Annotated in this window: 16 protein-coding genes; all 16 read right to left on the bottom strand. The window is 73.5% G+C overall.

Features of this window, described 5'->3' with window-relative positions:
• A complete protein-coding gene (locus tag IE178_RS23900) occupies window positions 1-471 on the bottom strand; it encodes a 3-hydroxyacyl-ACP dehydratase FabZ family protein (protein ID WP_184765411.1) in 471 nt (156 codons plus the stop codon).
• The gene (locus tag IE178_RS23895) at window positions 465-866 is read right to left on the bottom strand and encodes a 3-hydroxyacyl-ACP dehydratase FabZ family protein (RefSeq protein ID WP_193513727.1); all 402 of its coding nucleotides are present in this window, start codon (window positions 864-866) and stop codon (window positions 465-467) included. Before IE178_RS23895 ends, IE178_RS23900 begins: the two co-directional genes overlap by 7 nt.
• On the bottom strand, window positions 863-1,126 hold the full coding sequence (locus IE178_RS23890; RefSeq protein WP_184765409.1) for an acyl carrier protein: 264 nt from the start codon (window positions 1,124-1,126) through the stop codon (window positions 863-865). The genes IE178_RS23895 and IE178_RS23890 overlap by 4 nt, the downstream gene beginning before the upstream one ends.
• Window positions 1,127-1,172: 46 nt before the next feature.
• On the bottom strand, window positions 1,173-2,288 hold the full coding sequence (locus IE178_RS23885) for a beta-ketoacyl synthase N-terminal-like domain-containing protein (RefSeq protein ID WP_184765408.1): 1,116 nt from the start codon (window positions 2,286-2,288) through the stop codon (window positions 1,173-1,175).
• 91 nt (window positions 2,289-2,379) lie between these two features.
• Entirely contained in the window at window positions 2,380-3,327 is a 948-nt protein-coding gene (locus tag IE178_RS23880) for a beta-ketoacyl synthase N-terminal-like domain-containing protein (protein WP_193513726.1), read from the bottom strand.
• On the bottom strand, window positions 3,324-4,463 hold the full coding sequence (locus IE178_RS23875; RefSeq protein WP_184765406.1) for a beta-ketoacyl-[acyl-carrier-protein] synthase family protein: 1,140 nt from the start codon (window positions 4,461-4,463) through the stop codon (window positions 3,324-3,326). The genes IE178_RS23880 and IE178_RS23875 overlap by 4 nt, the downstream gene beginning before the upstream one ends.
• Entirely contained in the window at window positions 4,460-5,716 is a 1,257-nt protein-coding gene (locus IE178_RS23870) for a beta-ketoacyl-[acyl-carrier-protein] synthase family protein (RefSeq protein WP_184765405.1), read from the bottom strand. The genes IE178_RS23875 and IE178_RS23870 overlap by 4 nt, the downstream gene beginning before the upstream one ends.
• A 117-nt stretch (window positions 5,717-5,833) precedes the next feature.
• Window positions 5,834-6,094 (bottom strand): acyl carrier protein, encoded by a 261-nt coding sequence (locus IE178_RS23865; RefSeq protein WP_184765404.1) that lies wholly within the window; start codon window positions 6,092-6,094, stop codon window positions 5,834-5,836.
• A gap of 200 nt (window positions 6,095-6,294) precedes the next feature.
• Window positions 6,295-8,019 (bottom strand): phytoene desaturase family protein, encoded by a 1,725-nt coding sequence (locus IE178_RS23860; protein ID WP_193513725.1) that lies wholly within the window; start codon window positions 8,017-8,019, stop codon window positions 6,295-6,297.
• 85 nt (window positions 8,020-8,104) lie between these two features.
• On the bottom strand, window positions 8,105-8,836 hold the full coding sequence (locus tag IE178_RS23855; protein ID WP_184765402.1) for a 2-hydroxychromene-2-carboxylate isomerase: 732 nt from the start codon (window positions 8,834-8,836) through the stop codon (window positions 8,105-8,107).
• Window positions 8,837-8,864: 28 nt separating this feature from the next.
• Window positions 8,865-9,866 (bottom strand): hypothetical protein, encoded by a 1,002-nt coding sequence (locus IE178_RS23850; protein ID WP_193513724.1) that lies wholly within the window; start codon window positions 9,864-9,866, stop codon window positions 8,865-8,867.
• A gap of 16 nt (window positions 9,867-9,882) precedes the next feature.
• A complete protein-coding gene (locus IE178_RS23845; RefSeq protein ID WP_193513723.1) occupies window positions 9,883-10,707 on the bottom strand; it encodes an alpha/beta fold hydrolase in 825 nt (274 codons plus the stop codon).
• Window positions 10,708-10,944: 237 nt separating this feature from the next.
• Window positions 10,945-12,177 carry an NAD(P)/FAD-dependent oxidoreductase gene (locus IE178_RS23840; RefSeq protein WP_318280216.1) on the bottom strand — a complete coding sequence of 411 codons (1,233 nt, stop codon included), beginning with the start codon at window positions 12,175-12,177 and terminating at the stop codon, window positions 10,945-10,947.
• A 230-nt stretch (window positions 12,178-12,407) separates the two neighbouring features.
• Window positions 12,408-14,183, bottom strand: a complete 1,776-nt coding sequence (locus tag IE178_RS23835) for a non-ribosomal peptide synthetase (protein WP_193513722.1) — start codon at window positions 14,181-14,183, stop codon at window positions 12,408-12,410.
• A 47-nt stretch (window positions 14,184-14,230) separates the two neighbouring features.
• Entirely contained in the window at window positions 14,231-17,182 is a 2,952-nt protein-coding gene (locus tag IE178_RS23830; protein ID WP_318280215.1) for an amino acid adenylation domain-containing protein, read from the bottom strand.
• A 31-nt stretch (window positions 17,183-17,213) separates the two neighbouring features.
• Window positions 17,214-18,038 carry a mycofactocin-coupled SDR family oxidoreductase gene (locus tag IE178_RS23825; RefSeq protein WP_184765397.1) on the bottom strand — a complete coding sequence of 275 codons (825 nt, stop codon included), beginning with the start codon at window positions 18,036-18,038 and terminating at the stop codon, window positions 17,214-17,216.
• Window positions 18,039-18,061 lie beyond the last annotated feature (23 nt).

The following is an 18,061-nucleotide window of genomic DNA, read 5'->3' as shown; positions in this document are numbered from 1 at the left end:
TCAGGAGGCGGGTGGGGCGAGGGTCCCGCCGGGGCGGAAGGCCATGGTGATCTGGCCGACGGTCAGCAGCGGCTCGCCGCCGACCGTGCTCTCGCCGGCGAAGATCATCGTGTCGTTCACGGCGCGTTCCAGCCGGGCGTGGTGTTCCACGGTGTCCCCGGGGAAGACCCGCCGGTGGAACTCGATGCCGCTCATGGAGCCGAACAGCATGACCTGTCCCTCGGCCGCGTCACCGGCCAGGCGGGTGGCGAGGATGCCCGCCGTCTGGGTCCACGACTCGATCAGCAGGAAGTCGGGGTAGGCGAGGTCGTCCTCTGCGGGCGAGGGCCCGAGGCGCGCGTACCAGGGTTCGTTGAGGGTGACGGCCTTGAGTGCCCGTATGCGGTCGTCGCCGGTGTCGAGGACGCGGTCGACCAGCAGCATCGGGTAGCGGTGCGGCAGCGTGGCGCGGACGCCGGCGGCGGTCAGCACGGTGTCGCCTCCTGCCGGTAGCGCAGGCGCACGGAGGCGGCGGGGCCGCGGTCCGTCGCCACCTTGGCGGCGCAGCGCCAGGCCTCGCCGCGCGGCGACCAGGTCACGTCGATGGTCAGTTCGTCGCCGGGGTGGACCGCGGCCAGGAACCGGGTGGACTCCACGGCGGCCAGCCGCAGTTCACCGGTCCCGGGCGGCGGGGCGGTCTCCGCGGCCCGGCGCACGCACTCCATCACGCAGACTCCGGGGAAGATCGGGAAGTCCGGGTAGTGGCCCGCGAAGACGGGCTCGTCCCCGCTGATCGCCACCGTGTAACCGGCCGTCCAGGCCCCGGAGGCCTCGTCGCGGGCGGGTGCGCGCACCGGTCGCGGGGCGGCCAGGACGGTGCCGGTCACGAACGCTCCATCAGTTTGCGGCGGACCACCTCGTAGGCGCTGTCCAGCGTCCGCACCTCACGCATCTCGGTCTCGGCGAACTTGACCCCGTAGGTGCGTTCCAGCACGACGACCACTTCCAGGGCCATCAGGGAGTCGACTCCCAGGGCCTGGACGAAGTCGGTGTCGTCCTGGACGTCGGTGACGTCCGCGTCGATGGTCTCGGCGAGCAGCTGCCTCAGGTGTTCCCGGTCGAGACCGGCGACCGCGTCGATCGGCATGTCGTGTGCTTCCTTCTTCCGTGGTCCGGGGTGGGCGTGGCGTCCGTCAGCGCGCCGACAGGCGCAGCGCGGCGCAGGCGACGACGCCGTTGTCGTCCACGGAGGAGACGAGGGCGACGGCGCCGGCGGGGGCCGCCGACTGTTCGGCGGCGGCCAGCAGTGATCCGATCTGGAAGGCCGCGGAGGCGGCCGCGGTGTCCCCCACGAGGCTCATGGCCGGTGCCCGGTCGAGCACCTGGGCGCCGAAGCGGGCGGTGAGCACCTCGCGTTCCCGGGTGCCCGCGGACCCGGCGAGGCCGGAGGCGGAGACCGCCCACACGTCGTCGCGCTCCACTCCGCCGCGCCGCAGTACGGCGTCGACGCACGCGGCGAGCGCCTCGCCGGGGTCGCCGTCGAAGTACACCCGCGACTGGATGGCGAGGACCTCGGCGAGGGCGCGGTCCGCCGCGTCCGCCGGGTCGGCCGACTCCAGCATGAACATGGCGCAGCCCTCGCCGAGGAGGGCGCCCGCGCCGTCCTCGCCGCGCCGGTGGTGGTCCAGCCAGGCGCGCGCGTCGGAGAACTCCTCGGCGGCGCCGGACAGCACCGTGCGGGCGCGGCCGGAGGCGAGCAGCCCGGCGGCGTAGCTGAGCGCGGACAGCCCGGCGACGCGGCCACCGGCGATGGTGGTGTTCGGGCCCTTGAGGTTGTGCCAGATGGCGCACTGGCCGGCGGCGCAGTTCATCACCGCGTTCGGCATCAGCGACGGGTCGACGTAGAACGGCTTGTCGCCCTCCAGCGAGGCGCGGGTGAAGTCCATCATGCTCTGCGCGCTGCCGGTGGTGGTGCCCAGCACCAGGGCGGTCTCCTCGTCGGAGGCCGTGCGCCGGTCACCGGAGTCGCGCAGCAGGTCGCGGACCGCGGTGACGGCCAGTCCGGTCACCCGGTCCATGGAGCGGGTGCCCTTCTTGCCCAGGACCTCGCGCAGGGCGAATCCGGGGATCAGGCAGGCGTGGCTGTCGGGGGCCGCCCACTCCTGAGAGTCCAGCGGGGTGGAGGTGTCCTGTCCGGCCAGTACGCCGGACACGAACCTGTCCTTGCCGATGCCGTACGGCGACACCGCGGACCACGCGGTGATCACCGGCCGGGTCGCGGTCGCCGGCGCGCTCGCCGAAAGGGTCATGGTCACATTCCGTTCTGCTCGATGGTGCTCGGTGGTGCTCGGAGTCCTCGGAGTCCGGTGGAGCCGCTCGGACCGCGGCGGGTGGAGCCGCTCAGACCGCGGCCGGCTGGACGCCGGCCGTCACCGGCGGGCGCAGTACGAGCGTGGCGACGCCGTCGTCGGAGTCGGTGCCCGCCACCAGCCACATCGGACCGTCGGCGCCCGCGTCGAGCGCGCCGATCGCCGCCGCGCACTGCACGACGCCGAGGGCACCGGACAACTCGCCCCACACCGCGGCGAGGTCGTGCACGGGCAGCCCCTTCGGCAGGGCCGGGGCGGCGCCCGCGGGCGCGTACCAGGCGGCCGGCTCGGCCTCGACCTCGGCGAGTTCGGCGATGGTGCCCGCCACGTCGAGTCCCCTGGTGTGGGCGCCGATCACGGCCCGGACGGTGGCGCCGCGGGCCTCGGCGGCCCCGGCGCTCTCCAGCACCAGTGCGGCGGCGCCGTCCACCAGCGGACCGCCGACGAGGCCGCGCGCGATCTCGTTGTCCGGCTCGACGCCCACCACGACGACGTGGTCGGCGCGGCCGGAGCGCAGCAGGGCGGCGCCCCAGCGGACCGCGTCGAGCCCGGAGGCCGGTCCGTTGCACAGCATCAGGTTGGGGCCCTTGAGCCCCCACCGGATGGCGATCTCGGAGGCGATGATGTTGCTGGAGGCGTTCGGGGTGTCCATCGGGCTGACGCCGTGGGTGCCCTCGTCGGCGATGGTCCTGACCACGCGGCAGACGGTGTCGACGTTGCCCAGGTTGGAGCTGACCAGCACCGCCGTGCGGGTGCCGTCGACGGTCAGCACGCCGTCGGCGAGCAGTCCGGCGTCGGTCAGCACACGCTGGGCGGCGCACAGCCCGAGCTGGGTGGCGCGGTCCTTGTAGCGCAGGCCCTTCTTGCCCAGGACGGCGGCCGGTTCGACGGCGTCCCCGGGGCGGCTCGCGGTGGCCAGGGCGGTGGCGGAGTCGGCGCCCGGCAGGGCGACGCCGACTCCGGTGACGGTCATCATCATGATCCCTCGACAATCGCTACGGCGTTGACCCCGCCGAACCCGAATCCGTGCACCTGCGCCAGCGCCACGTCGTGCTTGGCCTCCTGGCCGCGCACCAGGCGCAGGCCGGCTGCCTCCTCGATGGGCTGCTCCAGGTTGACCAGCGGGGGCACCTTGCCGGTGGCCATCACCTGCAGGGTGGTGACGAGGCTCAGCAGGCCCGCCGAGCCGCTGGTGTGGCCGGTCATCGGCTTGATGCCGGTGAGTACCGGGCCCCCGGCGGCCTCGCCGAAGACCTCGCCGTAGGCGGTGATCTCGACCAGGTCGTTGAGCGGGGTGCCGGTGCCGTGCAGCAGCACCATGTCGATGTCCTCGGGGCGGGTGCCCGCCAGTCGGTGCGCCTGCCGCATCGCCTCGGCGACCTGGGCCGGGTCCGGCGCGGTGGGGTGCTTGGCGTCGCAGGTCATGCCGACGCCGCGCAGCTTGCCCCACAGCCGGCCGCCCGGCCAGCGGACGTGTTCCCCGCGCAGGACCACGGCCGCGGCCCCGTCGCCCAGGATGGTGCCCCTGCGGTTGACGTCCAGGGTGCGCAGCGCGGTCGGCGGGTTGGGCTGGACCCGGTCGGCCAGCCCGTGCATGGACTCGGTGATCGAGTCGACGCCCGCCACGATGACGGTGTCCGCCTCGCCCAGCGCCAGCAGGTCGGCGCCGAGCGCGAGCGTGTACAGGGAGGCGGAGCAGGCGTTGGAGACGGTGAGGGTGTCGGCGGTGCCGAACCGTTCCCGCAGGGCGGTGCCGAAGTGCAGCCGGTCGACGCCGAAGGGGGCCCCGTCGCGCCACCACAGCTCGGCCGACCGCAGCTCGCGCAGCCCGGTGCCCACCAGCACCGGGACGCCGGACAGGTCGTCGCCGAGTCCGGCGTCCGCGGCGGCCTGGCCGACGGCGTCCAGCAGGAACTCGGTGGCGCGCAGGGTGCGGTCGGCGCCCTGCTCCGGCCGGTCGTCGATCTCGAACAGCTGCTTGCCGTTGTAGCGTTCGCCGTCGAATCCGCGCATCGGGCCGAGTCCGCCGCGGCCGGCGCACAGGTTGGCGAAGATCTCGTCGGCGTCCCGGCCGATGCTCGCGACGGCGCCTACGCCGATGATGGGCACCCTCATCGGACACCGTCCTGGTACTTGCCGAGGATCACGATGGCGTTGTTGCCGCCGAAGGCGAGACCGTTGTTCTGCACGATCCTCAAGTCCGCCTCGACCGACTGGTTGGGCACGCAGTCGATCTCGCACTCGGGGTCGGTCTCGCGGTGGTTGATGGTCGGCGGGATGAAGCGGTGGTGGATCGACAGGGCGCACGCGATGGCGGCCAGCGCGCTCGCCGCGCCCATGGTGTGGCCGAGCATGGACTTGAGGGACACGGTGCGCGGCACGGTCTCGCCGTACACGTCGTGGATCGCCCGCGACTCGGTCACGTCGTTGGCCTTGGTGCCGGTGCCGTGGGCGGAGATCAGGTCGACCTCCTCCGGCTTGACGCCGGCGTTCTCCAGGGCGATCTCCATGCAGCGGGCGACGCTGTCCTGGTTCGGGGCGACCTGGTGGTAGGCGTCGCAGTTCATGCCGTAGCCGAGCACCTCGGCGTAGATGCGGGCGCCGCGGGCCCGGGCGGAGGCGAGGCTCTCCAGCATCAGCACGCCCGCGCCCTCACCGGTGAGGATGCCCTTGCGGTCGACGTCGAAGGGGCGGCACACGTCCGGTGCGATGGTGCCGAGCCGGTAGAAGCCGGTGAAGGTCTTGCGGCACATGGCGTCGGCGCCGCCGCAGAGGGCGTAGTCGACCTCGCCGCTGCGGATGGCGTCGAAGCCCTGGCCGATCGCGTAGTTGCCGGCCGAGCAGGCGGTGGCGATGGTCACCGCCTCGACGTTGGACAGGCCCAGCTCCTGGGCCGCCGCTATGGAGAGGCGGTTCGGGTAGACGCGGCGGGCCACGGTGGGGTCCATGGCCGCCGGTCCCGAGGCGACCTCGGTGCCGACCAGGTGGTCGAGTTCGTAGGACTCCCCGTCGGTGGTGCCGATGGAGATCATGCCGCGCCGGGCGCGCAGGTCGTCCAGGTCGACGCCGGCGGCCTCGACGGCCATGCGGGCGGCGGCCACGGAGAACTGGGTGGCGCGGCCCAGGGTTTCGGTGGGCAGGTTGTGGATCCACCGTTCCGGCTCGGCCCCGGTGATCTCGCACCCGTTGGCGTGTGCGAAGCCCTCGGTGTCGAACAGGGTGATCGGCTTGGCGCCGCTGCGGCCGGCCCGCAGCCCTTCGGCGAACTCATCGGCGCCCACACCGATGCTGGAGAACACGCCGAACCCGGTCAGCACCACCCGGGTGGCCGCGTCGTCACGTGTCGCGTCGGAAACGTTCACTGACATCAATCTCCCTCGGTACGGCGTGGTCGCCTTGGATGAGGACGTGTGCCGGGGCGGCGGCCGGGCTGCGGAGGGCCGGCGGTACTCCGCCCGGCCCTCCGGTCTCCCGGCTTCCCGCCGTTACTTCTGGGCCGCGAGGGCCTCGCCGACCACGGCGTAGACGCCGTCGAGGTTGACCATGCGCTCCAGTTCGGACTGCTCGATGGTGACCTTGAACTCCTTCTCGAGGCCCGCGAGGATCTCGATGGCGCGCAGCGAGTCGGCGCCGTGGTCCTCCTTGAAGAGGCTGCTGTCGGTCACCTCGTCCTCTTCCAGCTCCAGGACGTCGCAGACGATCTCCTTGATGCGGGTCTGGCTGTCGGTGTCGATGGCGGTGGTCATGTGATGTCCTCTGTTCTTCTCGTTGGTTCGGTGGGCTGGGTCGGTCGGTCATGGCGGCCGGTGGCCGAGGCCTGAAGGGGCCGCGTGTTTCTCGGGTGCGGACGCTTTCGCGTCCCGCGCGGGGTGTCCGCGGGGTCGGGCGCGGGTGCGTCCGGGCCGGGCACGGAGTGCGCCGGGTCAGGGGGCCGGCCGGCGCGTGGTCATTCGCGTGCGCCGGCGAGGCGGGCGGGCGGGAGCCGGAAGGGCCGGGGTGGGGTGGTGCGCCGGGCGCCGCCGCGGCAGACGTCCCTGGGGTCCCAGCCCTCCGGCCGTTCGGGCAGCAGGTCCGGGTCGCCGTACACGGTGCCGGCGCGGGCGGCGGCGAGCAGCGGCTCGCCGAGGATGTCGGCGGCGCAGGAGACGCCGCCGAGCATGACGCCCGCGATGCCGTTGCCGGCCTGGGTGCTGGCGCCGACGACGTGCAGGCCCTTGACGGCGGTCGCGGTGCCGGGGCGGGCGGTCCCGCCCCACTCCGCCATCCCGAACGGGGTGCCGCCGGTGGAGAGCGTGTACCGCTCGTGGGTGAGCGGGGTGGCCGCCTCCAGGTGGGTGATGTGCGGGCGCAGCGGGCCGAGGGCCTTCTCGGCGGCGTCGAGGGTGGCCTCGGTGAGCTCCTGCTTGCGCCGCAGGTAGGTCGGGTTGCGGCGGTAGTCGCCGCCGCCGGCCGGTCCCTCGTCGACGCCCCACCACGCGTAGTCCGGCGGGCACAGCGTCATCACCTGGAGGTTGGCGTGGCCGGGCGGGCACAGTTCGCGGTTGCCCGGGTCCTTGAGCGAGGCGAAGGAGCAGAAGAGGAAGGGCACTTCGCCCGTCTCGCCGCCGCTGACCCGGTCGAAGTAGCCGTCGATGTCGTCGGTGTCGTACCACCACAGGTTGGCGTTGGGCCGCTCCCGCAGATCGGTGTCGAGGCCGAGGTAGAGCACCAGCCACGGCATGCCCATCGTCGCCCGCTCGGTGCGGGTGACGACCGACTTCTGGAAGTGTTCCGCGCCGACCAGTTCGAGCACGGTCCGCGGGTAGTCCGCGTTGGACACCACCAGGTCGGCGGTGACGACCTCGCCACCCTCCAGGTGGACGCCGACGACCTGGCGGTCCTCGACGAGGATGCGGGACACCCGGCTGCGGGTCCGGACCTGTCCGCCGTGCGCCTCGATCACCTCGACCAGCCCCGCGGCGAGCACCTGCCCTCCGCCGGCCGGGTAGTAGGCCCCGCGCAGGTAGTGGTCGGTGACGCTGGTGTGCCGCGCCACCGTGGCCTGCTTCGGGGTGAGCCCGTAGTTGGGGGCCTGGGCGGCGAGCACGGTGCGGGCCCGCGGCGACAGTCCGCAGTGCCGGAACAGGTCGTCCAGCGTCCGCCTGCCCCACTGCCGGATGATCGCGGTGCGGGCGGCGATGTCCTGGGGCGCCCACGCGTGGGCCTCGAACAGTGCGGCGCGCTGCTCCTCGCCGAGCGCCGAGCAGATGTCGACGAACGTGTTCAGGCCGTCCGCCTCCCCGGGCATGGCGGCCGTGAGACGCCGCCGGTACGCCTCCCATCCGGCGGGCATGTCGACGGACACGCCCGGCACCCGGATCAGGTCGAAGCCGTCCTGGTCCATCTCCAGGAAGTCCACCCGGTCACCGAGTCCGACGCCGGACAGGATGCTGGGGATGACTCCCCCGGGTGCGCAGTCGCCCAGGTAGTGGACGCCCACATCGAATTCGTAGGAGCGGCGTCGCCGGAACACATGGCTGTTGCCGCCCACGATCGAGAACTGTTCCAGTACCAGGACGCGCTTGCCCGAGGCGGCCAGGTAGGCGGCGGCGGTCAGCCCGCCGAGACCGGCACCGACCACCACGGCATCCCAGTCGGTGCCGCGCCCGGTGCCGTGCGCGTCGCTGTCCACAGTCGTCTCCTCGTCGTGTGCCGTGGGTGGATCGCCCTGGCCGCCGCACCGGCCAGGGCCGTCGGGAGTGAGCGTCACTCCGGTGTCAGCCGCAGCCGCCGGCGTGGCCCATGTCGCCGCCGGCCGGGAACAGGTCGGCGTGGGTGGCCGGGTCCGGGGCGTCGACGGCCTTCGCCGCGGCGGGCCTGTCGGCCTGTTCGCTGCCGAGGACGGCCCGGACGAAGGGCTCGACCCGGTCCACGCCCCAGAACTTGTCCCGGCCGTGGATGAAGAAGGGCACGCCGAACAGGCCGTCGTGGGCGGACTCGGCGAGCAGGGCGGCGCCCCGCTTGCGCAGGTCGGGGTCCTGCGCGGCGGTGGACAGCCGTTGGGCGTCCAGGCCGAGTTCGTCGGCGATGCCCGCGATCACCTCCGGCTCGGAGATGTTCTTGCCGTCCTGCCAGCGCGCCTGGTAGGCGGCGGCCACGAAGTCCTTGCCGCGGCCCTCGTCGTCGGCGGCGATCCACGCCAGGTGGGCCACCTCCCAGCAGGGGTCGCGGTCGATGGGCCAGCTGATGTCGGTCAGCCCGCGCTCGGTGGCGAGCCGGCGGGTGTCCTGCAGGATGTAGAAGTTCTTCGCCCGGCTCATGGCGACGATCGGGAGGGTGACACCCTCGTCGGCCAGCAGCCGTGCGGTCTCCTCGTCCGGCTCCCAGAACGGCAGCCAGTCGATGGCGTCGAGCACCTCTGGACGGGTGCTCATCAGGTCGCGGTAGGCGAACCAGGAGTAGGGGCTGCGCAGGGAGAAGTACCAGCGCGGCCGGCGACGCGAAGCCATGGGGTCCTCCGGGCTGTGGGGTCGGGGGTCACTCGCCGCGCAGGGCGCGCAGGACCTCGTCGTCGAAGACGGCCATCTGCCATTCGGCGTCCGGCGACTCCTTGTGGCAGTAGCCGTGGGTGATCTCGCCGGTGGCGGTCTTGACGAGCTTGCCGTCCCGCACGACGTAGAAGTCCAGGCGGGAGGTGTAGAGCATGTCCTTGAAGACGGACTCCACCGTGTAGACGGTGTAGAGGTCCTCCTCCATGATCGCCTCGTCGGTGAAGTGCAGCTTGTTCTGCGTCACCACGGGGATCCAGCCGCGCTCGTCGAGCAGCCGCTTGATGCTGATGCCGCGCGAGGCGACGAAGAGGTGCTTGGCCTCCTCCATCTGGCGCAGGTAGCCCGACATCTGCATGCGCTCGGTGAAGTGGCAGTAGTAGTAGGGGATGCGCCACTTCCAGCCCACGGCGTTGTCGTCGCCGATGATCTCGGCGAGCACGGGGTCGGTCGTGGCGTCCTCACCGCGGTGGAACGCCCCGTGCAGGTCGTCGACCGGGGTGGAGGCCAGCTCGGTGGGCTCGGCGGTGGCGAGCCGGTCGACGACGAAGCGCTCCAGCTCCGCGGGGAGCGGCGCGGCGTCGGTGATGGTGGGGTCGCGGCGCAGCAGTACACGGAACTTGGAGGTGACGGCCTTCTTGGGCGCGCCGTCGCGCTCGACGATCGCGGCCACCGCGAACACCATCTCGCGGTCGGTGTCCTTGGTCTTGGGCGTGACCTCGAGGGTCACGTCGTCGTCCAGGGTGAGCACGGTGTGCAGGCGGGTGTCGACGCCGACCACGTCGAAGTGGACGCCGTGCACCAGGTACAGCTCGGTGGCGCCGAGGCCGACGGCCCGGAAGTGGTCGAGCACCGCCGCTTCGAGCAGGTAGTTGTCGCACTTGAAACCGATCGCGGTGTTGATGTTGCCGCCCTCGTAGGAGGGGCGCATGGTCACCGAACTCGGCTCGGTCAGCAGCTTCTTGATGTCGACATCGGTCAGGGTGGCCATCGATGTACTCCCGTACTCAGTTGACCGCCGCCGGGGGGTGCCCCGCCGGCAGCGTGGTGAGGAATTGCTGGACAGCGAGCGAGAAGAGGTCAGGGCGCTCGGCCATCGGTGTGTGCGCGCAACCGTCGATGCGGTCGATCGAGCCGTTGCCGAGGCGGGCCGCGAGACGCGTGCCCTCGGCCGGTGGCGCGATCGGGTCCTGGTCACCGACGACGACGTGAACGGGCAGGTCCACCAGGTCGACGGGCAGGAAGGGGGTGTGCAGGTAGGCGTGCAGGTGGCGGACCACCCAGTGCGGGCCGAGCTGTTCGCAGGAGCGCTCGGCCATCTCGGCCCGCAGATCCGGGGCGATCGGCTTGCGCGACCTGGCCCGGATGCCGTCCTCCGCGCCCAGCCGCAACAGGTCGAGGAAGGCGGGCAGTTCGGCCCAGGTGAAGTCCTCCGGACGCTGCCGGTGGAACGGCGAGACCAGGACGACGCCCTGGACGCCGAGTTCCTCGCGCGGGTCCCGGCCGGCCTCGGCCAGGTCGGCGAGCAGGGTGAGCAGCAGGACCGTCGCATAGGAGTGCGCGATCACCACGTCCACGCCGCCGGGGATCCGCCGTACCGCCTCGGTGATCCAGGCGGTGTCGTTCCGTTCGGCCACCGCGAAGGCGCCGCCCGCCCGCCAGGGCAGACCGGCACTCCACAGCTCCAGCCCCGGCGGCCGGTGCGCGACGAAGGCGTCCCAGCAGCTCTCGCTGCTGCCGAGGCCGTGCAGCAGCAGCGCGCGCCGGCCGGCTTCGCCGTACGCGGTCCGCTGCCGGAGCACGAGCGGCTCGACATCGCCTTGTCGGAGCACCGGATATCCCTTTCCGAAGAAATTCGGGCAGCGGATGATATGGCCGGGGCAGCAGAATTCTTTCCGCCCGGCAGACGCCCGCCACGCTAACAACCTTTTCCGCGCCGCCAGACGGTCGGCCGGTGATTTTGCAGCGATATGCAATCCGCCGCACGGGGCGCGCTTTACCGGCGCGCCGCACACTCAAATCATCCAGGAATTCCGGCCCGCCGAAAGGGCCGTTTCAGCAAGCTGCGACTACAGATGTCTCCAAGCGGCTACGACGTCGTCGGCGTCGGCGTGTGCCGACAGCGACCGCCGCGCCACCACCAGGGCCTTCGGCCAGTTGACGGTCAGTACGGCGGCCAGTCGCGCGCCGCGCCGGTAGGCGACGGCGAACCGCCGTCGCTCACCGCCGGCCCGCACCACGGTGACCTCGTCGTCCGGGTCGGGCCGGCCGAGCAGGGTGATCTTGCCGCCGTACTGGTCGGACCAGACGAAGAACGCGTGCCGGAAGGGCGCCGGTTCGGGCCCGGCGATGCTCCGGGCCACGGCGTCGGCCTGTTCCACGGCGTTGGTCCAGTGCTCCACCCGTACGTGCCGGTCCAGGAGCGGGTCGTGCCAGCGGGCGACGTCCCCCACGGCGTACACCGTGCGGTCTGCGACGGCCGCGCCGTACGCGTCGCACAGGACACCGCCGTCGGCGTGCAGCGCGACGCCGGAGCCGGCCAGCCAGCCGGTGTTCGGGCGGACGCCGATGCCGACGACGACGGCGTCCGCGGGCAGCACGCCGCCGTCGGTGAGGGCCACGCCGGTGACCGACGGCTCACCCACGAGCGAGGCGACGGAGGTGCCGGTCAGCAGCCGGACGCCGTTGTCCGTGTGGAGCAGGGCGAGTTCGGCGGCGACGTCCTCGCCGAGCAGCCCGGACAGCGGTGCGGGCAGGGCCTCCACCACGGTCACCTCGATCCCTCGGGCGCGGGCCGTCGAGGCCACCTCGGCGCCGATGAAGCCGCCGCCCACGACGACCAGCCGGCCGACGCGGTCGAGATCGGCGCGCAGCCCGTGGCAGTCCGCGAGGGTGCGCAGCACGTGCACGCCTCCGCGGGGCATGCCGGGCAGTGGGCGGGGTGCGGCGCCGCAGGCCAGGACCAGCCGGTCGTAACCGAGCCGGGTGCCGTCGTCGAGACGGAGCACGCGGTCCGTGGTGTCCAGGTGGGTGGCGGCGGCGACACGGCGTTCGGCGCCCCACTGCGCGGGGTCGCCGAGCGAGGCGCGCCCGGCGTCCCAGTCACCGGCGAGGATCTGCTTGGACAGCGGCGGACGGTCGTACGGGGCGTCCGGGTCGGGGTCGACCAGGACGACCTCGCCGGTGTGGCCGGCCTCCCGCAGTCCCGCCGCGAGGCGGCTGCCGCCGACCGAGGCGCCGACGATCACCACACGGCCGGCGGCCACCGCACCGCCGGCGGCCACCGCATGCCCGGCGGTCACCGCATCGCCGGAAGCCACCACTTGCCCGGAGATCACCGCACCGTCAGAGGCCACCACTTGCCCCGAGGCCACCGCACCACCGGAAGCCACCACTTGCCCCGAGGCCACCGCACCACCGGAAGCCACCACTTGCCCCGAGGCCACCGCACCACCGGAAGCCACCACTTGCCCCGAGGCCACCGCACCGTCAGAGGCCACCGCATGCCCCGAGGCCACCCCTTCCTCGGCGGTCACGACACGGCTCCCTCGGTCACGGCGTCCGGGGCGTGTGCTGCCAGCGCGCGCGGGGTGCGCAGCTCCAGTACGTCGCGCAGCCCGAAGGTCCAGCCCGCCTTGCGGGCCTTGTTGGCCAGCCGGGCGGCCCGGAGGCTGTCGCCGCCCCGGCCGAAGAAGTCGTCGTCGAGGTAGACCGCGGGCAGGCCGAGGATCTCGGCGAACAGGGCGCACAGCCGCGCCTCGGCCTCGGTCTCCGCCTCGTCGCCCACCACGGCGTCCTCGGCCGGCGGCTCGGGGAGCGCGTCCTTGTCGAGCTTGCCGTTGGACGTCAGGGGCAGTTCGCCGACCACGACGACGGACGCGGGGACCATGTAGGCGGGCAGTACGCGGGCGACGGCCTCGCGCAGCCGGTCCGGGTCGACGCTCGCGCCGTCCTCCGGGACCACGTAGCCCGCCAGGTACCAGTCGCCGGAGCGGTCCTCGCGGGCGATCACGGCCGCCTGCCGCACGCCCGGCCGGGCGGCCACCACCGAGGTGACCTCGCCGAGTTCGATGCGGTAGCCGCGGATCTTGACCTGGTCGTCGGTGCGGCCCAGGTACTCGAGGTGCCCGTCGGGCCGCATCCGCGCGATGTCGCCGGTGCGGTACATCCGCCCGCCGCCGGGTGCGGCGACGAACCGTTCCGCGGTCAGTGCGGGGCGGCCCAGATAACCGCGCGCGACCTGGCCGCCCGCGATGTACAGCTCGCCCTCGGTGCCGGGCGGGACCGGGTTCAGCCGCTCGTCCAGGACGTGCAGTTCCGTTCCCGGGGTCGGGCGGCCGATGGGGGTGGCGCCGGGCTCGATCGGGTCGTCGGGCCCGATGGAGAAGACGCAGCAGCCGACGGTCGCCTCGGTCGGCCCGTACTCGTTGACCACGGTCGCGCCCGGGTGGGTGCGCCGCCACCGGTCGACGACGTCACCGATCAGCATCTCGCCGCCGACGACCAGTTCCCCCGTCGGTGACAGGCTGCTCGGCAGCGCGGTCAGCAGCGGCAGATGCGACGGGGTCGCCTTGACGAAGCCGGGCCGCCCGGCCGCCGTACCGGGCTCCGGCTCCCGGTCCAGCGACCCGACACGCACCTGGCCGCCCAGCAGCAGCGGCCCGTACAGCGCGGTGACCGTGAGGTCGAACGCCACCGGGGAGTGCAGCAGCGCGCCCTCCGCCAGACTCGGGTAGGCGGCGCGGGCGAACTCCAGGTAGCGCAGGAGGGTGTCGTGCTGCACCGTCACGCCCTTGGGACGGCCGGTGGACCCGGAGGTGTAGATGACGTACGCCAGGGTCCGCGCGGTGAGCGGGGCGGGCCGGTCGGCGTCCGTGGGGTCGTGCGCGGGGGCGCCGGCCGCCTCGGCGGCGGCGACCACGGCGGGGACCGCCAGCGTCCTCGGGCCGCCCTCGGCCCCGGTCTCGTCCCCGGCCCCGGCGTCCGGTACGAGCATCAGCTCCAGCCCGGTGTCCTCGACGATGTACGCGAGCCGCCCGGCCGGGCAGTCGCTGTCGACCGGCACATAGGCCGCACCGGCCTTGAGCACGCCGAGCAGGGCCACCAGCAGGTCGGCCGACCGGGGGATCCGGACCCCGACCACGTCCTCCGGGCCGATGCCGCGGGCCAGCAGCTGGTGCGCGAGCAGATTCGCCCGGTGGTTGAGCCCGGCGTAGTCCAGTTCGCGTCCACCGCTGTGGACGGCGACGGCGTGCGGAGTGCGCGCCACCTGCGCCTGGAAGAGTTCGGGGAGGGACGGTTCGGCCATGGTGTTGTCCTCTTGCTTCGGAAGTCGTCCGTGATCGACCGGCTGGGTCAACCGGCCCGGTGCGCGGCCAGCTGACGGATCGTCGGACGCAGGTACAGGTCGCGCATGGCCACCGTGTGGCCGCCGCGTCGGCGCAGGGCGGCGCCCACGCGCATGGCGAGCAGCGAGTTGCCGCCCAGGTCGAAGAAGTTGTCGTCCGGACCGACGGGTACGCCGAGCACCTCACGCCAGACGTCGAGCAGTACCTCCTCGAAGGTGTCACCCCCCGAGGCGGCGTCCTGCGGCGCCGTCGTCGTGGCGGCGGCCGGGCGGGGGGCGGTGGCCGGGCGGGGGGCGGGGGCCGGTCCGGGCAGCCGGCGGGTGTCGAGCTTGCCGTTGGTGGTGAGCGGCATCCGGTCGAGGGCGGTGACCGTCGACGGCACCATGTACTCGGGCAGGAACCGGGTCGCGCGCTGTCGTACGGAGGCGGTGTCGTCGCCGTCCATCACCACGTAGGCGTCGAGCTGGGCGGTCGCCGCGTCGTCGGGGTCGGCCCGGTTGAGCACCACGGCCGCCGCCGTCACCTGCGGGTCGTCGAGCAGCACCGAGCGGATCTCGTCGAGTTCGATGCGGAAGCCGCGCAGCTTGACCTGGCTGTCCAGCCGGCCCAGGTGCTCCAGCCGGCCGTCGGGCAGCAACCGGCCCTTGTCGCCGCTGCGGTACAGCCGCTCGCCGGTGCGCGGGTCGGTCAGGAACCGCTGCTCGGTGAGCTCGGGCTTGTTCAGGTAGTGCGCGGCGACACCCGCGCCGCCGACGTGGATCTCACCGGCGACACCGGCCGGCAGCGGCCGGCCCTCGGGGTCGGCGACCCGGACCCACCAGCCGGGCAGCGCGTGCCCGACGGACTTGGATCCGGTGAGCGCCTCGGCCCGGGTGACGGTCTGCGCGGTCACATGCACCGTCGTCTCGGTGATGCCGTACATGTTGACCACCCGGCACTCGGTCTCCGGGTGCCGGTCGAACCAGGGCAGGAGCATGCGCGGGTCGAGTCCCTCGCCGCCGAAGACGACCAGCCGCACCGGTGCGGGGTCCGCGCCGTCCCGCTCGACCTCGACCAGGTGGGCGAAGGCCGACGGGGTCTGGCTGAGCACCGAGACCCGCTCCTCGCGCAGCAGCCGGTGGAAGTCCTCCGGGGAACGCGACACCCAGTAGGGCACGACGACCAGCCGGCCCCCGGTCAGCAGACAGCCCCAGATCTCCCACACCGAGAAGTCGAACGCGCTGGAGTGGAACAGCGTCCAGGTGTCGTCCTCGCCCAGCGCGAAGTCGTCGGTGGTGGCGGCCATCAGGCTGAGGACGTTGACGTGCGGGATGACGCAGCCCTTGGGGCGGCCGGTGGAGCCGGAGGTGTAGATGACGTACGCCGGGTCGTCGGCGCCGGTCTCCGACGGCGGGGGCCCGTCGCACCGCTCGGGGGCGCGTTCCTCGAGTTCGGCCGGGGACAGCACCCGGATGGTGCCGCCGCCGGGGAAGTCGGCGCGGTCGGTGAGCACCGTGGTGAGTCCGGCGTCGGAGGTCGTGTAGGCGAGCCGGTCCTCGGGGTGGGCGGGGTCCATGGGCACGTAGGTCGCGCCCGCCTTGAGCACCGCGAGCAGGGCGACGATCAGTTCGGCGGAGCGCTCCAGGCACACCCCCACCCGGTCCTTGCCTGCCACGCCCAGGGCGCGCAGGGCGTGGGCGAGCCGGTCGGCGCGGCGGTCGAGTTCGCCGTACGTCAGCCGGGTGTCCTCGAAGCACACGGCGACGGCGTCCGGCCGCGCGGCGGCGACCGCCGCGACGGCGGTGTCGATCCGCCGCGGGGCGAAGGGCGGCAGCGGGGCGGTCCGGCGGTGTGCGGCCAGGCGGTCGGCCTCCTCCGCGTCCCACGGCCGTACGTCGGCGACGAGGGTGTCCGGCGCCTCGGCGAGCGTCCGGTGCACCTGGCACACGTGCCGCAGGAGCTGGTCGGCGATGTCGGCGGACAGCGTCCGCGGGGAGTGGTCGCAGCGCAGTACCCGCTCGCCGGCGGCATCGCGCGTCACCGTGACGGTCACCGGGAAGGGCGGGAGCTGGAACGGCCGGTACTCGGCGAGGACCGCGCCGGGCAGGCCGGCGGCCGGGTCCCGGTCGGCGAAGACCAGGCCCACGACGGCCGCCGAGCCGGGCGCCGCGGCAGTCGTCGGCCCGGGCCGCGTCTCCCCGGCGGCGAGGGCCGTACGGAGCTCCTTGTCGACGGTGCCGAGCGTGCGCCCGCCGTCCGCCGCCACCGGTACCGGGGCGATCCGCTCGGCGGACGCACCGGCGTCGGCGACGAGTGCCGCGAACTCGGGACGACCGACACCCTCGTAGCGGGCGAGGACGACACCGAGGGCGGTGGCCCAGCTCCCGGCGTCCGTCTCCGGATGGTCCGCGGACAGGGGCAGCAGGCGGGTCTCGGGTGCTTGCGGGCCGTGCGGCCGGCCGAGCCCCCAGTCCGGCTGCGCGCCGGGCGCGTACTCGGCGGGTTCGGCGGCCGGTGGCGTGGCGGCCGTGAGGGCGACGTCCGTCGCCTCCCCCAGCAGGTACGCGGTGAACGCGTACAGGGCCGCCGTGTCCAGGGCGGCGCGACGGGCCACCACGATCAGGTCGGTGACGCCGTCGGCGTAGTGCAGCAGCACCGCCCGCACCGGGGCGTCTTGGTGGGCGGGCAGCGGGCGGGCGAGTTCGCGGGCCCGCCACCGCTCGGCGGCGGGCGCGTCGGCGCGGCACGGCACCCGCTCGGTCCACAGCCGTGCGGTGCCGGGGAGGACCGCCGCCGAGCCCGTGGCGGCGGGCAGCGCGGCGGCCAGGGCGGCGAACCGCGCGGCCGGTCCGTCCGGTCCGTCCGCCGGCGGTCCGGCGGCGAGGCGCACGCGCAGGGCGTGGCAGGACGCGCCGGGTGGCGCGGCGGGCCGCTCGGGCGTGCGCGGTGCGACGGCGGCGTCCTGTTCAGAGTTCGACACGACTGGTCCCCTAGGCATGGTGGGTGATGGCTCAGCGGGTGGTGAAGCCGCCGTCGACGGTCAGCACGGAGCCGGTCACCTGCCTGGACTCGTCGGAGGCCAGCCAGAGCGCGGCCCCCGCCACGTCCTCCGGCTCGATCAGCGCGTTCATCGGCTGCGACTGGACGAAGGTCTGCTCGTGCTCGCCGACCGGCAGCTTCAGCGACCTGGCGATCTCGGTGAGCATCCGGCCCTCGGCCCCGCTGTCGTCCCGGATGGAGCCCGGGCACAGGGCGTTGACGCGGACCTTGAGCGGGGCGTAGTCCAGGGCGGTCGCCTTGGTCAGCCCGATCAGGCCGTGCTTGGAGGCGGTGTATCCGGCGAAGTGGCGGTAGCCGACCAGCCCGGCGGTGGAGGCGACGTTGACGATGCTGCCGGAGCGGCGGGCGACCATGTGCGGGCCGACCAGCGAGATCATGCGCCAGGCGCCGGACAGGTTGACGTCGATCATCACCTGCCACTCGTCCTCGGTGATCTCGTGCGTCGTCCGGCCCGACGGTGCCACGATGCCCGCGTTGTTGACGAGGACGTCGATGGCGCCGAACCGGTCGAGCGTCCGGTCGACCGCCGCGCGCAGGGCCGCGCCGTCGCGGATGTCGGCGGCGGCCGTGAGCACGGCGGCGCCCTGCTCGCGGCAGAGCCGCGCGGTGTGGTCCAACTGGCTGACGGTGCCGAGCGGGTAGGGCACGCCGTCGACGTCGCCGCACACGTCGAGCAGGGCGAGATCGGCGCCCTCCCGGCTGAACGCCAGCGCGCAGGCACGGCCGACACCGCGCGCGGCTCCCGTCACGACGACGGTCTTTCCTTGCAGGCGCACCAGAACTCCTTGAATGGTTGGGG

Origin of the sequence: Streptomyces griseoloalbus (genome assembly GCA_014650015.1) — a bacterium.
Taxonomy (GTDB): Bacteria; Actinomycetota; Actinomycetes; order Streptomycetales; family Streptomycetaceae; genus Streptomyces; species Streptomyces griseoloalbus.
Note: the sequence above shows the minus strand (reverse complement) of the source record. Positions and strands in the feature narration are given on the sequence as shown.